We start from the raw sequence: 14,597 nt of genomic DNA on the forward strand, positions 1-14,597 counted from the left end.
CGCCGAGAAAAATGCCTTCAGGTCTTCCGGGCTGTCGACGTCAGGGACCGTGTTGCCGATCTGTTGCATCACCTGCGCCAGCGCGGAGGCGCCCATGCGGTTCTTGCCGCGGCCGAGGTCGATCAGGATCAGCGCCGTCTCGCCGGCATCCTTGCGCAGTTGCGGCGTGAGCGCCAGGCGCACATCCGGCACCGGGGCGAAAGCGGAGACGATCAGCGATACCGGCGAAACGACTTCCTTGCTGCCCTCGGCATCCTTCCATGTCGTGCGCATGGACAGCGAATCCTTGCCGACCGGGATGCTGATGCCCAGCGCCGGGCACAATTCCATGCCCACCGCCTTCACGGTGTCGAACAGGGCGGCGTCCTGGCCGGGCTGGCCGCAGGCGGCCATCCAGTTGGCCGACAGCTTGATGTCGCCGATATCAGCAATCGGGGCGGCCGCGATATTGGTGATCGCCTCGCCCACCGCCATGCGGCCGGATGCGGCGGCATTGACGACGGCCAGCGGCGTACGCTCACCCATCGCCATCGCTTCGCCGCGATAGCCTTCGAAGCTCATGGCCGTCACCGCGCAGTCCGCTACCGGCACCTGCCACGGGCCGACCATCTGGTCGCGCACCGAGGTAGCACCCACGGTACGGTCGCCGATGGTGATGAGGAAGGATTTGTCGGCCACTGCCGGCAGGCGCAGCACGCGCTGTGCCACGTCTTCCAGCGCCATGCCGGTCAGGTCGACCGGCGGCAGGTCGGCGGCGACGTGCGTGACATCGCGGTGCATCTTCGGCGGCTTGCCCAGCAGGACTTCCATCGGCATGTCGACCGGATTGTTGTCGTGCTCGGGATCGATCACCTTCAGCTGGCGCTCTTCGGTGGCCGTGCCGACCACGGCGAACGGCGCACGCTCGCGCTCGCACAGGTACTGGAACAGCGGCAGGCTTTCCGGGGCGATCGCGAGCACGTAGCGCTCCTGCGATTCATTGCTCCAGATTTCCTTGGGCGCCATGCCGCTCTCTTCCAGCGGCACCTTGCGCAGGTCGAAGATCGCGCCGCGGCGAGCGTCGTTGGTCAGCTCCGGAAAGGCGTTGGAGAGACCGCCCGCGCCGACGTCGTGAATGGAGAGGATGGGATTGTCGTCGCCCATCGCCCAGCAGGCATTGATGACTTCCTGCGCCCGGCGCTCCATCTCCGGATTGCCGCGCTGGACGGAATCGAAATCGAGGTCGGCGGTATTGGTGCCGGTGGCCATCGACGATGCCGCGCCGCCGCCCATGCCGATGCGCATGCCGGGGCCGCCGAGCTGGATCAGCAGGCTGCCCACCGGCAGGTCGTGCTTCTTCGTGTGCTTGGCGGAGATGTTGCCCATGCCGCCGGCGATCATGATCGGCTTGTGGTAGCCGTACACCTTGCCGCCGACTTTCTGTTCGTAGGTGCGGAAGTAGCCGCCGAGGTTCGGACGGCCGAATTCATTGTTGAAGGCAGCGCCGCCAATCGGGCCGTCGATCATGATCTGCAGCGGCGAAGCGATACGGTCCGGCTTGCCATAGATGCCGCTCTGGCCCTTGTGTTCGCGCTGGGCGACAGGCTCGGTGGCATCGCGCGCGTTTTCCCAGGGCTGCACGGAGTGTGTCAGCATCAGGTTGGACACGGTGAAACCGGTGAGGCCGGCCTTCGGCTTTGCGCCGCGGCCGGTCGCGCCTTCGTCGCGGATCTCGCCGCCCGCGCCGGTGGATGCGCCCGGGAACGGGGAAATCGCGGTCGGGTGGTTGTGCGTCTCCACCTTCATCAGGATGTGCGTGAGCTCTTCCTTTTCCTCGTACACGTTGCCGTTGGCCGCGCCGTTCGGATAGAAGCGCTTCACTGCCGCCCCCTCGATGACGGACGAGTTGTCGCTGTAGGCCACCACCGTTCCCTTCGGGTTGAGCTGGTGGGTGTTCTTGATCATCGCGAACAGCGACTTGTCCTGCTTCACGCCGTCGATGGTCCAATCGGCGTTGAAGATCTTGTGACGGCAATGCTCGCTGTTGGCCTGCGCGAACATCATCAGTTCGACATCGGTCGGATTGCGCTTGGCCTGGGTGAAGGCGTTGTTCAGGTAGTCGATTTCGTCTTCCGACAGGGCCAGGCCGAGGTCGGTATTGGCCTTGACCAGCGCATCGCGCCCGCCGCCGAGCACATCGACGAACTCGAGCGGCCTGGCTTCCAGTTCGCGGAACAGGCCGGCGGCATCGTTCGCATTGCGCAGCACGGTCTCGGTCATGCGGTCGTGCAGCAGCGCGGCGACTTCCTGCGCGGCGGCCTCGGACAGTTTCTTCGCACCGCCGAGCAGGCCGGTCTTGAGCTGCACGCGGTAGGACACGCCGCGCTCGAGACGCTTGATGTGGCCCATGCCGCAGTTATGGACAATGTCGGTCGCCTTGCTCGCCCACGCGGAAATCGTGCCGAAACGCGGAATGACCACGAACTCGTCGCCGTCGGCAGCGGCGGTGAACGGTTCGCCGTAGGTCAGCAGTGCGTTCAGGCGACCGATATCGTCCTCGCCCGGCGCGACTGCCGCTTCGACGAAATGCAGGAAGCGCCCGGTAATGCCAATGATGGCGGGCTCGACCGCTTGCAATTGTGACAAAAGACGCTGGGTACGGAAGGCAGACAGGGCGTTGGAGCCCGGCAGAATCAACATGGCGGCAAGAAAATTGATGCAGTCCGGCTGCGAAAAGACGCCGCGCGGTTGCAGGTTAAAACGGAAACCGGGATTATACCGCGACACGCCTCATGGCAGCTTTGGCAACGCATGCTCCGGGATGCCTCTGCGCTTCGTGATATTTCCCTCTCTGTGCTATTGTTGCCGGGCCGATTCCAACTCCTGAACCGTCACCTTCGCATGAACCCGCTGACCGCCAAATCGATTCCTGCCCTCGCCCGCTATTCCCGTTATTCGCTGGTGGACGTCAGCCTGGAAGAAGCGGAAAAGTATCCTGCGGTCTTCACACGGCTGTACCCCGACGCGGCGCGCGCCGCCGGCGAGCATGCCGACAAGATGCGCGCGGCCGGCGTCGAGGTGTCGCCGCTGGCCGGACTGCCGGTGTCGATCAAGGATCTCGTCGATATCGCCGGCGAAACCACGCTGGCCGGGTCGACCGTCCTGCGCGGCGCACCGCCGGCCAAGTCCGACGCTCCCGTCGTCAAGCGCCTGCGTATCGCCGGCGCGGCCATCATCGGCAAGACGAACATGACTGAATTCGCCTTCTCCGGCGTCGGCCTGAATCCGCATTACGGCACGCCGGCCAATCCGGCTGACAAGTCTGTCGCGCGCATTCCCGGCGGCTCTTCCTCCGGTGCGGCCGTCTCGGTGGCGACCGGCCTGTGCGTGGCGGCGATCGGCTCGGATACGGGCGGCTCGATCCGCATCCCGGCCGCGTTGTGCGGCATCGTCGGCTTCAAGCCCACGGCGCGCCGCGTTCCTTCCGAAGGCACCCTGCCCTTGTCGCCGACCCTCGATACGATATGCGCGATGACGCGCTCGGTCGACGACTGCATCCTGGTCGACAGCATCATCGCCGACAACGCCCTGTCCATCCCCGACCTGCCGCTCGCCGGCCTGCGCCTTGCCGTCCCGCAGACGGTGATGCTCGACGGGCTCGAGCCGCATGTGGCCGCATCGTTCTCGGCCGCGCTGGCCCGGCTCTCGGCGGCGGGCGCGAAGATCGTCGACGTGTCATTCGGGCTTCTGGCCGAAGCGGCCGACCTGAACCGGTTCTCCGGCCCCGAATCGTTTGCATGGCATCGCGCGCTGCTCGCGCGCCGTGAAGCGGAATACGACTTCCGCGTGGCAAAGCGCATCAAGACCGGCGCTTCCGTGAGCGCCGCCGATTACATCGACCTGCACCGCAACCGGCGCGACTGGATCGTGCGTATGGAGGAAGCGCTCGGCCCGTTCGACTCGCTCGTCATGCCGACCGTGCCGATGGTGGCACCGCCGATTGCCGAGCTTGAAGGCTCGGAAGAAGCCTTCTTCAAGGCGAATGGCCTGCTGTTGCGCAATACGTCGGCCATCAACCTCCTCGACGGTTGCGCGGTGTCGCTGCCCTGCCATGCGCAGGGGACCCTGCCGGTGGGGCTGATGGTGGCCGGGCCTGCGATGTCCGACCGCAAGATCCTGGCGGTTGCGCGTGCCATCGAACGTACCCTGCAGGCACAGTAACGCGGCGTATCATCCCGTTTTCCCGATTGCCCTGCAGACAATGTCCCGTTCGCGATCTGACGCGATTGCAGTGTTCCGGACGATCGGCCTCGAATAAAATTACGCCTTTGAACCACGCAATATGTCGGGCGGTCTACGTTTCCTTGATCGGGGCGGCCGTAGTCTTCAGCAATCAGGTTAATCAGTGACACAAAAACAAATCGCAGTGGTGGGCGGCGGCGTGGTCGGCGTGTGCACCGCGTACTTCCTGGCGGAAGCCGGACATGACGTGGTCGTCATCGAGCGCCACCAGAACGTCGCCCAGGAGGCGAGCTTCGCCAACGGCGGCATCGTCGCGCCGGGCTATGCCTCGCCCTGGGCTGCCCCGGGCATGCCCCGCAAGCTCCTCTCCTATCTCTTTCGCAATGAATCGCCTGTCCTGCTGAAGCCGGCCATCGACCGCGCCCTCTGGCGCTGGGTGCGGCAATGGATGTCGGAATGCGAACTGGAGCGCTATCGCATCAACCGCACACGCATGCAGCGCCTGGCGTTCTACAGCCGGGATGTCCTGCGCCAGATACGCGAGTATTACCAGATCGACTACGAACAGACCCAGGGCGTCCTGCAGCTCTTCCGCACGGAGAAAGACCGCAAGCTGGCGGAGCCCGGCCTCGCGCTGCTCGCGGAGAACGAGGTGCCGCACCAGATCCTCGACCCGGAAGGCGTGCGCGCAATCGAGCCGGCGCTGGCTTCCGACACACCGCTGTGCGGCGGCGTCTACCTGCCCCAGGACGAAGCCGGCAACTGCCCGCTGTTCACCAAGCGGCTCAAGCAGATCGCCAGCTCCATCGGCGTGCAGTTCCATTTCACCAGCACGGTGCACGGTATCGAGTCCGAGTCGCGCGGGGTCGCCTTGCATGTGGATGACGGACGCTATCCGGCCGACGCGGTCGTCATCGCCGCCGGCATGGACAGCGTCAGCCTGCTCAAACCGCTCGGCATCCAGGTACCGATGTATCCGGTCAGGGGCTATTCCGCGACAGCGCTGATCAAGAACTTCGAGCATGCGCCGCAGGCGGCGGTGCTCGACGAAACCTACCGCGTCGCGATTACCCGCCTCGGCGGCCGCATTCGCCTCGCAGGCACCGCCGAGCTCGGTTCCAGCTCCGCGAAATTGCGCGACCGCGCGCTGCGCACGCTGCTGAAGGTTGGCGGCGACTGGTTTCCCGACGCCGCCAATTATGCGCAAGCTAACTTCTGGACCGGCACACGCCCCATGCTGCCGGACGGCCCGCCCCTCATCGGCGCCACGCCCATTCGAAGCGTATACCTCAACATCGGGCACGGCTCGAATGGCTGGGCGATGGCCGCCGGCTCGGGCAAGGTGGTCGCGGACATCGTGTCCGGTTACGCGCCCGAGATCGATACCGACGGACTGACCCTTTCGCGCTATGGATAAGATCGATTGCATCGTCGTCGGCGCGGGCGTCGTCGGGCTGGCGGTCGCCCGCGAGCTCGCATTGCAGGGGCGCGAAGTGCTGGTCATCGAAAAGCACGCGGCAATCGGGATGGAGACGAGCTCGCGCAACAGCGAAGTCATCCACGCCGGGCTGTACTACCCGACGGGCAGCCTCAAGGCCCGGCTCTGCCTGCAAGGGCGCGACGCCTTGTACGCCTACTGCGAGGAAAAAGGCATCGGCCACCGGCGCTGCGGAAAGCTGGTTGTCGCCACCTCGGAGCAGCAGGCGCCAAAGCTGGAGGCGATCCTCGCACAGGCGCACGCCAACGGCTGCACTGAAGTCAGCCTGATCACGGGGGCGCAGGCACGCGCGCTGGAACCCTCGCTTGCCTGCATCGCCGCGCTGGCCTCGCCGAACACCGGCATCATCGACACCCATGCCTACATGCTCGCCCTGCAAGGCGATGGGGAAAATGCGGGCGCCGTGTTTGCGATGAACAGTGAGGTGACTGGGGGGCAAGCGACGGAGTCGGGAGTCGTCATCCGGGTACGCGGCAGCGATGGCGAAGAAACGGAACTTGAAGCGGCCACGCTCGTCAATTGCGCCGGCCTTTGGGCGCCACGCCTGGCAGCCGGCGTCGACGGGCTGGATGACGGCGCCATTCCCCGTGCCTACTTCGCCAAGGGCAACTACTACTCGCTTGCAGGGAAGGCACCGTTTTCGCGGCTGATCTATCCGGTACCAGAGCCCGGCGGACTCGGGGTGCACCTGACGCTAGACCTCGGCGGACAGGCGCGTTTCGGCCCGGACGTGGAATGGATCGACAATCCGCAGGGCGACATTGACTACAGCGTCGACGCAGCCCGCGCGCACGGATTCTACCGGGAGATCCGCGCCTATTGGCCGGACCTCGCCGACGACGCGCTGCAGCCGGCATATTCGGGCGTCCGGCCGAAAATCACGCCGCCCGGCGCTGCCGCGGCCGACTTCCTGTTTGCATCACACGGTAATCCGCATTACCTCGGCCTGTACGGCATCGAGTCCCCCGGACTGACCGCATCGCTTGCCATCGCGGCGCATGTACGCGGCCTGCTGGCCGCGTAGGAAATCGCTCAGGAGGCGACGAAGAAATCGATCACGATCTCGCCCGGCTCACGCTTGACGTACGCCATCTGGATCCGCGTGCCGAAAAAGTGGTCGATCTGCGCCAGCAGCGGCAGCGGATCGTGGTCGTTACAGAAGCGCATCGTCTCGCCCGGTTCGAGGGCATCCAGCGCACCAAAGATCGCCGCGTGGCGGAAGCGCTTGGCAACGCCGCGTGCATCGAACGGATAGACACCACCGGAAACCAGCGGACGGGAACAATCGTGTGTCATGGAAAGACTCCTTTGTGAACAAGCTGAGGAATAAGATTCATTATAAATGAATCTTTAAGCGCCGGCAATGAAAATCCGGTGCCGGAGCGCAGCTTTTTCGCGGCTTCCGTGGAGTTGGCATAAAATCGTTGACCCGACCACGATCTCCCGCCCATGCCCAACGCCACCGCGCTTTATACCGTTTCAACTATTCGCGAGATCGAACAGGCGAGCCTCGCCGCCCTGCCCCAGGGTGCGTTGATGGAACGCGCCGGCAAGGCAGCAGCGGAGTTTGCGCTCGGCCTTCTGGCCGGCGCATCCACCGACGCCCGCATCGTCGCGTTCGCCGGCCCCGGCAACAATGGCGGCGACGCGATCGAAGCGGCCCGCCTCCTTGCCGAGCACGGCCTCGACGTCACGGTCATCCTGTGCGCGGATCCCGCACGCTTTCCAGCGGACGCGGGCCGGGTATTCGAACGGGCGAGGAATAGTCCCTTGAACATCGTGGACGTTGCAGCTGCGGAATTCATGCCGGATTGCGATCTCGCGATCGACGGCCTGTTCGGCATCGGACTGCAGCGCCCGATTGCCGGAATCCACCGCGAGCTGGTGGAAAGAATCAATGCCCTCTCCTGCCCGGTGCTCGCTCTCGACGTGCCGAGCGGCCTGGATGCCGATACCGGCACGATCGTCGGTGACAACGGCATCGCCGTGCGCGCCACGCACACGATCACCTTCATCGCCGACAAGCCGGGACTGCATACCCTGAACGGGCGTGATTGCGCAGGCCATGTCCACGTCGCGAGCCTCGATATCGACGAGGACCTGTTCAAGCCCTCCGGCATGCGGCTGAACTCGATCGATGCCTTCTCCGGCTGCTTGAAAAAGCGGCCGCACAATTCGCACAAGGGCAGCTATGGCGACGTCATCGTCGCCGGTGGCGCGGCGGGCATGGCTGGGGCACCCATCCTCGCGGCCAGGGCCGCGGCCAAGTGCGGCGCGGGGCGGGTGTTCGCCGCGTTTGTCGGCGAACCGCCTCCCTACGACGCCATGCAGCCCGAACTGATGTGCCGCGCCGCGACAACGATGGATTTCACATCAGGCACCGTGGTCGCCGGCCCGGGCATGGGCACCTCACGCGAAGCGCACGACGTGCTGGCAAAGGCGCTTCACTGCCCGGGGCCGCTCGTGGTGGACGCGGATGCGCTGAACCTGATCGCGTCCGAGCCGGGCCTGCATGCCCGGTTTTCGCAACGCACCGCGCCGACCGTCATGACGCCGCATCCCCTAGAAGCCGCGCGCCTCCTGCAGTCTTCCACGGCAACGGTGCAAGCGGACCGCGTGCGCAGCGCACGCGAACTTGCCCGGCGCTTTCATTGCGTGGCGATTCTCAAGGGTGCAGGGAGTATCATTGCCGCCCCGGACGGCAGCGTTGTGATCAACACCACCGGCAATGCCGCCCTCGCCACCGCCGGCACCGGCGATGTCCTTGCCGGCATATGCGGCGCGCTCCTGGCCCAGGGTTTCCCCGCGTGGCAAGCGGCGCTGGCGGCGACGTGGATGCACGGACAGGCCGCCAATATCCTCGTGCAGCAAGGCACAGGACCGGTCGGCCTCACGGCAAGCGAATTGATTCCCGCCGTACGCACGCTCCTGAACCAACTGACGGAAGCGCATGCCGCAAGCCACTTCGCACGCTAAGCTCTGGGTGGGCATCGCCTGCCTGGTACTCGGACAGTGGACTTTGTCGCTGCTCGACGCCGCCGGAAAACTCCTGGCGCAGTCCGGTTACCACGTGATCATGATCGCGTGGATGCGCTACTCGCTGAACACGCTGCTGATGGCGGCAGTTCTCGCGCCGCACTTTCGCCGCAGACATGGCCGCAGCATCCTGCACACCCGCCGTCCGCAGCTGCAAGTGTTCCGCGCCGCGCTCCTGCTCTTGTCGACAGTCGTTTTCTTTTCCGTGCTGAAGATTGCGCCATTGTCGGAAGGGACGGCAATGAATTTTTGCGCGCCCCTGTTCGTGCTCGCAATCTCGCCGTGGCTGCTGAAGGAAAAATCGTATGCGTCGCGCTGGGTGGCGGTAGCGGTGGGTTTCAGCGGCATGCTGATCGTGATGCGGCCCGGCGGAAGCATCTCGCCGCTCGGGGTGATGCTCGGCCTTTTGTCGGCGCTGGTGTTCGCGGCCGTCGTCGTCCTCACCCGCAAGACCAACCAGACAGACCATCCGATGGTGACCTTGTTCTACGGCGGCCTGGTAGGAATGGTCATCAGCAGTGCCATCGTCCCATTTTTCTGGACACCGCACACCCCCAGCACGACAGAGTGGCTGATCCTCGCCTCGACCGGCGTCACCAGCACGGTCGGGCATCTGCTTGTCAACAGCGCCTACAAGCATGCCGAAGCATCTCTGCTCGCGCCTTACGCCTACCTGCAGATCATTTCGGCGACGACGATGGGATGGCTGGTCTTCGGCCAGTTGCCCGATGCGCTCACCGCCGTGGGTATCGGGATCATCTGCGCCGGCGGCATCGGGATCGCCTTTGTGGAACACCGCCGCGTGCAGTCCGATGCACCCGGGCCGGCGACGCCTTAGGTCAGCTGTCCGGCGGCAATCGTGATCGTGCGCCTGCAACGGGCGGCGATGGAGGGATCGTGCGTCACCAGGACCAGGGTTGATCCGCGTTCCTCATTGAGCTCGAACATGAGCTTGATGACCGCATCGCCGGTCGCCGCGTCCAGGCTGCCGGTCGGTTCGTCGGCGAACAGGAGAGGCGGTTCGGTAACGAAGGCGCGCGCCAGCGCCACGCGCTGCTGTTCGCCGCCGGAAAGATATTTCGGATAGTGCCGCAGCCTGCTCGACAGCCCCACACGTCCCAGCATCGCCTCCGCCTTGGCGCGCGCGTCGTCGTCGCGCCGCAGTTCGAGCGGCAGCATGACATTCTCCAGCGCCGTCAGGTGCGCAAGCAGCTGGAACGACTGGAACACGAATCCAAGCTTGGCCTGGCGCAGCCCCGCACGGCCGTCTTCGCTGAGCGCAAAGATATCCACGCCATCGAGCTTGACCGTACCATCTGACGGTGTGTCGAGCCCCGCGAGCAGGCCGAGCAGCGTCGACTTCCCCGAACCCGATGCCCCGACGATGGCCAGCGTCTCTCCAGGCTGCACGGTAAAATCGATATCGCGCAAGATGGTCAGCTCACCGGTCGCATCGGCGACACGCTTGCTTAGATGAATGGTTTCAATCGCAGGAATTGTCGAGGAAGGTTCAGGCATGCAGGATAAGTTCAGGAAATTGGAAAACGTGACCGGATGGCTGAGGATGGCGGCGGCGTTGTCGCTCGTCTTCTTTGCAACGTGCGCCTATTCTGCATCAAAAACCGTGCTCGTGCTCGGCGACAGCCTCTCGGCGGAATATGGCATCGCGCGCGGCGCAGGCTGGGTTACGCTGCTCGAACAACGTCTCAAGGCGGAGCGGATCGATGCCAACATCGTCAACGCCAGCATCAGTGGCGAAACGACCAGCGGCGGCAAGGCGCGCCTGCCCGGACTGTTGGGACAGCACCGCCCGCATATCGTCGTCATCGAACTGGGCGGAAACGACGGCTTGCGCGGCCTGCCCCTAGCCTCCGCCGAAGCGAACCTGCGCAACATGATCCAGGAAGCGCAGAAGGCCAAGGCGAAAGTGCTGCTCGTCGGCATGCAGATCCCGCCCAATTACGGGCGCGAATACGCCGACCGCTTTGCCGGCCTTTACGAGAAGCTCTCGAAGGAGGCCAAGGTATCTCTGGTGCCATTCCTGCTCGAAGGCGTTGCGAGCCGGCCCCAGCTATTCCAGGCCGACCGCATCCATCCGCTCGCTGAGGCCCAGCCCATCATGCTCGACAATATCTGGCCCCATTTGAAGTCCTTGCTGCAACGCTAGGAACGCAGGCCGAGAAAACGGCAAAAAAAAACCGCTCGTTGCACGAGCGGTTTTTTGTTGGGCGAATCCGCCCTGTTACTTCTCGGCGTCGCCTGCAGCCGGCTTGACCGGCGAACGCAGGATCTCCACCTTCGCCTTCTTCTTCAGCGCTTCGAGGTAGGCATTTGCTTCGAGCTGCGCCAGACCGTTGGCGATCTGCTGCTGCTCGTTCTGGCGGCGGGCTGCATCCGGATTTGCCGGCTGGCTTACCTTATTGACGCGATAGACAGCATAACCCACGCCCGGCAGTTCAACGCCCGCATAGGACGGCAGCTTGGAAGTGTCGGCCTTCATGACGGCGGCGAGCGCTTCCGGACGCACGCCCTGGCCCTTCACGCGGGAAACGGTTTTCGCGTCCGAGAATCCGGCGGCCTCGCCGCCCGACTTCAAGGCCGCAAGTTTCTCTTCGCCCGCCTTCTTCGCCAGTTTGACGGCTTCAGCCTGGGTGACGCGCTCGCGCACAACCGCCTGCACCTCCTCGAACGGACGCTTGGTTACCGGCTTGTAATCGACGACACGTCCCGCTACCAGCGTGCTGGGAGCGACTTCGACGGCCTCGGTGTTGCGCTTGTTCTTGACGGCCTCGTCCGAGAACAATGCGCCCAGGAATTTCGGGTGGTTGAACGGCGCGTTCGGCGCAATGGCGGGGTTCGGCTTGCGCGTCAAGCCCTCGGCCGTTTCAATCTTCAGGCCGAGCTTGTCGGCAACCGGTTTCAGGCTGTCCGATTGCTCATAGACCATGTTGCTGAACTGTTCGGCCATCTCGGAGAACTTCTTCGAGGCGAGCTGCTTCTTGATCTCGGCCGCGATCTGTCCTTTCACCTCGTCCAGGCTCTTGGTCGTCCCCGGCTTGATGCCGGTGAGCTGGATGATGTGATAACCGAAATCGGATTCGACCACGTTGCTGATCTCGCCCTGCTTCAGCTTGAACGCAGCTTCCTCGAACGACGGGACCATCATGCCCTTGGCAAAGAAATCGAGATCACCGCCACGCTCTGCCGAGCCGGGATCCTGCGAATGTTCCTTGGCAAGCTTGGCGAAATCGCCCGGGTTCTTGCGTACCTGCTCCAGCAGCTTTTCCGCCTTTTCCTTCGCCGCCGCCTTATCGGCCGCCGCCGCACCCTTGTCCGCCTTGATCAGGATATGGCTCGCACGGCGCTGCTCCTCCTCGGCAAAGCGCTTCGCGTTCTGTTCATAGTAAGACTTGATGTCGGCATCGCTGACCGAAATCTGGGAAGCGACCGCATCACTGTTGAGGACAACGTACTCGGCCTTGACCTGCTCCGGGATTTCGAACTGGGCGCTGTTCCTTTCGTAGTACTCCTTCAGCATCTCGTCGGTCACCTTCACCTGCGATGCAAAATCGGCCGTCTTGAACAGCAGTTCCTGGACTTCACGTTCCTGGTCGTTGAGATCGGAGAGGCGGTTCGCCACTGCCTTCGGGGCAAACGCCGTGCCCTCGATGGCACCGGACACCTGCTGCAAGGCGAGGTCGCGGCGCAGCTGTGCTTCGAACATCGCCGGCGTCATGCCTTGTGCGGCCAGCGCGGATTTGTAGCGTTCGACGTCGAACTTGCCATCTGCGCCGGTCAATCCCGGCATCGCGAGGATGGTCTGCTGCAGCGTCTGGTCGCTCACGGACAGACGGTTGTTCGCTGCCTCGGCCACGAGCACGCGCTGGGCGATCAGGCCGTCGAGAATCTCCTGCCTTGCCTCCGGTGTGTCGAGCATCTTCGGATCGAACTGCGCGCCGAGCATCTGGCGGAAACGCTCCATCTGTTCGCGCTGTGCGTTGTCCAGTTCCTGCTGGGTGATCGAATTGCCGGCAACCTTCGCGACAGCGTCTCCTCCCTCGCTCATCCTGGTATATCCCTCAAGTCCGAAAAACACGAACGACGGGAAAATGAACAGCAGGAGCACGAACTGCATCAAGCGTTGATGCGTGCGGATAAAGTCAAACATGGTCCGTCCTACAGGCGTACAGATTGTGATTACGAAATTTCGATGACGCGCTCACCGCTGCCATTCGACACCAGTGCACCAGCGGCATTCTGCCAGACACTGCAAATTCTTTCGCGCATAAGAAAAAAGGCGAACTTGCGTTCGCCTTTTCTCGTTGTTGGCGGAGTGGACGGGACTCGAACCCGCGACCCCCGGCGTGACAGGCCGGTATTCTAACCGACTGAACTACCACTCCTGAAACTCTACTGCATGGCCTGGCTGCCTTGGTGGGTGCTGAGAGGCTCGAACTCCCGACCTACGCCTTGTAAGGGCGCCGCTCTACCAACTGAGCTAAGCACCCTGATACCACACTTAGCCAGCCAAGCTTCACGACGTTTGTCACCACGTCGTAAAAAGCAAGATTATACAGCATCTTTTATCGCGATGCACCACTTAATTGTTAGTTGAGTGCATCTTTCAGTGCCTTGCCCGGACGGAATTTAGGCACCTTGGCAGCCTTGATCTTGATGGCGTCGCCGGTACGCGGATTGCGGCCGGTGCGTGCGGCGCGCTTGCCGACGGTGAAGGTACCGAAACCGACCAGGGTCACGGAGCCGTTCTTCTTCAACGTGGTCTTGACTGCACCGATCAACGCATCGAGTGCGCGGGTCGCTGCTGCTTTCGAGATGTCCGCGGTACCCGAAATGTGATCGATAAGTTCTGTTTTATTCACTGACGCCCCCTCAAAAAAGTTTGGATTTTGCCGCGCCTGTTTCTGGCTCTTTTTCTTGCTCAAGCGCACAAAATGCAGATAAGGAATTTTCTGCAGCCCGTATTAAACAAGTCGCAAAGCCTTGTGTCAAGCCATCTTCCGGCCGATTGCCCTCTCGTTCCGCGGTGTGCAGACAAAGGTCGAGCGCCCTGCTTTGGAACGGTGCACAGGCAAAAAAAAAGCGCTCCGAAGAGCGCTTTTCTGGTGCAGCTTTTTCAGTGCTTGACCACGTTGGGATCTGTGGTCCCGGTCGCGGCCGTCACTGCGGTATCGACCGGCGCGTCGACGTCGGTCAGCGCAACCGGCTGTCGCTCAAGAGCAACTTCCAGTACCTTCTCAATCCAGCGTACCGGCACGATCTCCAGCTTGTTCTTCACGTTGTCCGGAATGTCCGCAAGATCCTTCACGTTCTGCTCAGGGATCAGCACGGTCTTGATGCCGCCGCGGTGCGCTGCCAGCAGCTTCTCCTTCAGGCCGCCGATCGGCAGCACTTCGCCGCGCAGCGTGATCTCGCCGGTCATCGCCACGTCCGCACGTACCGGAATACCCGTCAGCACGGACACGAGCGCCGTCGTCATCGCAATACCGGCGGACGGACCGTCCTTCGGCGTTGCGCCTTCCGGCACGTGGATGTGGATGTCGCTCTTGCCGAACAGTTCGTTCTTGATACCCAGGCGCTTGGAACGGCTGCGCACCACGGTACGAGCTGCCTCGATCGACTCCTTCATCACGTCGCCCAGCGTACCGGTGCGGATGATGTCGCCCTTGCCCGGCATCGTCATCGCTTCGATCGTCAGCAGGTCGCCGCCGACTTCCGTCCACGCGAGGCCGACCACCTGGCCGATCTGGTTTTCCTTCTCGGCGATGCCGAAGTCGTAGCGGCGCACGCCAAGGAACTTGTCGAGGTTCTTCGCCGAGACGGG

At 63.5% G+C, this 14,597-nt stretch carries 12 protein-coding genes and 2 tRNA genes; 6 read left to right on the top strand and 8 right to left on the bottom strand.

Annotated features, from left to right (window positions below; genetic code table 11):
- Positions 1-2,679 (bottom strand): phosphoribosylformylglycinamidine synthase (gene purL, locus VFF99_RS16170; protein WP_325019680.1); only part of this gene is annotated, 2,679 nt, incomplete at its 3' end.
- Positions 2,680-2,880: 201 nt separating this feature from the next.
- Between purL and VFF99_RS16175 the strand changes: the two genes are divergently transcribed.
- The 3 genes from VFF99_RS16175 (at position 2,881) to VFF99_RS16185 (ending at position 6,743) form a co-directional block, all read left to right on the top strand.
- Positions 2,881-4,200 (top strand): amidase, encoded by a 1,320-nt coding sequence (locus VFF99_RS16175; protein ID WP_325019682.1) that lies wholly within the window; start codon positions 2,881-2,883, stop codon positions 4,198-4,200.
- Positions 4,201-4,384: 184 nt separating this feature from the next.
- On the top strand, positions 4,385-5,638 hold the full coding sequence (locus VFF99_RS16180) for a D-amino acid dehydrogenase (RefSeq protein WP_325019684.1): 1,254 nt from the start codon (positions 4,385-4,387) through the stop codon (positions 5,636-5,638).
- Positions 5,631-6,743 carry an NAD(P)/FAD-dependent oxidoreductase gene (locus tag VFF99_RS16185; protein WP_325019686.1) on the top strand — a complete coding sequence of 371 codons (1,113 nt, stop codon included), beginning with the start codon at positions 5,631-5,633 and terminating at the stop codon, positions 6,741-6,743. The genes VFF99_RS16180 and VFF99_RS16185 overlap by 8 nt, the downstream gene beginning before the upstream one ends.
- Positions 6,744-6,751: 8 nt before the next feature.
- On the opposite strand, the gene VFF99_RS16190 is transcribed toward VFF99_RS16185, so the two are convergent.
- Entirely contained in the window at positions 6,752-7,015 is a 264-nt protein-coding gene (locus tag VFF99_RS16190) for a DUF2249 domain-containing protein (protein ID WP_325019688.1), read from the bottom strand.
- Positions 7,016-7,168: 153 nt separating this feature from the next.
- Between VFF99_RS16190 and VFF99_RS16195 the strand changes: the two genes are divergently transcribed.
- Positions 7,169-8,695, top strand: coding sequence for an NAD(P)H-hydrate dehydratase (locus VFF99_RS16195; protein ID WP_325019690.1), 1,527 nt, complete (start codon positions 7,169-7,171; stop codon positions 8,693-8,695).
- On the top strand, positions 8,670-9,593 hold the full coding sequence (locus VFF99_RS16200; RefSeq protein ID WP_325019692.1) for a DMT family transporter: 924 nt from the start codon (positions 8,670-8,672) through the stop codon (positions 9,591-9,593). The genes VFF99_RS16195 and VFF99_RS16200 overlap by 26 nt, the downstream gene beginning before the upstream one ends.
- Here the strand turns inward: VFF99_RS16200 and VFF99_RS16205 are convergent.
- A complete protein-coding gene (locus VFF99_RS16205) occupies positions 9,590-10,273 on the bottom strand; it encodes an ABC transporter ATP-binding protein (RefSeq protein ID WP_325019694.1) in 684 nt (227 codons plus the stop codon). The two genes, VFF99_RS16200 and VFF99_RS16205, sit on opposite strands and share 4 nt — an antisense overlap.
- Between VFF99_RS16205 and VFF99_RS16210 the strand changes: the two genes are divergently transcribed.
- A complete protein-coding gene (locus VFF99_RS16210) occupies positions 10,272-10,922 on the top strand; it encodes an arylesterase (RefSeq protein ID WP_325019696.1) in 651 nt (216 codons plus the stop codon). The genes VFF99_RS16205 and VFF99_RS16210 overlap by 2 nt on opposite strands.
- A gap of 75 nt (positions 10,923-10,997) precedes the next feature.
- Here VFF99_RS16210 and VFF99_RS16215 read toward each other — a convergent pair whose 3' ends face one another.
- The 5 genes from VFF99_RS16215 to VFF99_RS16235 form a co-directional block, all read right to left on the bottom strand.
- The gene (locus VFF99_RS16215) at positions 10,998-12,923 is read right to left on the bottom strand and encodes a SurA N-terminal domain-containing protein (protein ID WP_325019698.1); all 1,926 of its coding nucleotides are present in this window, start codon (positions 12,921-12,923) and stop codon (positions 10,998-11,000) included.
- A 158-nt stretch (positions 12,924-13,081) separates the two neighbouring features.
- Positions 13,082-13,158, bottom strand: a tRNA-Asp gene (locus VFF99_RS16220).
- Positions 13,159-13,187: 29 nt separating this feature from the next.
- A tRNA-Val gene (locus tag VFF99_RS16225) sits at positions 13,188-13,263 on the bottom strand.
- A 99-nt stretch (positions 13,264-13,362) separates the two neighbouring features.
- The gene (locus VFF99_RS16230) at positions 13,363-13,698 is read right to left on the bottom strand and encodes an HU family DNA-binding protein (RefSeq protein ID WP_325019700.1); all 336 of its coding nucleotides are present in this window, start codon (positions 13,696-13,698) and stop codon (positions 13,363-13,365) included.
- Between the two features lie 191 nt (positions 13,699-13,889).
- Positions 13,890-14,597: S16 family serine protease (locus VFF99_RS16235; RefSeq protein ID WP_325019702.1), on the bottom strand; the 708-nt coding region annotated here is incomplete at its 5' end.

The sequence above is a fragment of the Noviherbaspirillum sp. genome (assembly GCF_035654295.1).
Taxonomy (GTDB): domain Bacteria; phylum Pseudomonadota; class Gammaproteobacteria; order Burkholderiales; family Burkholderiaceae_D; genus Noviherbaspirillum.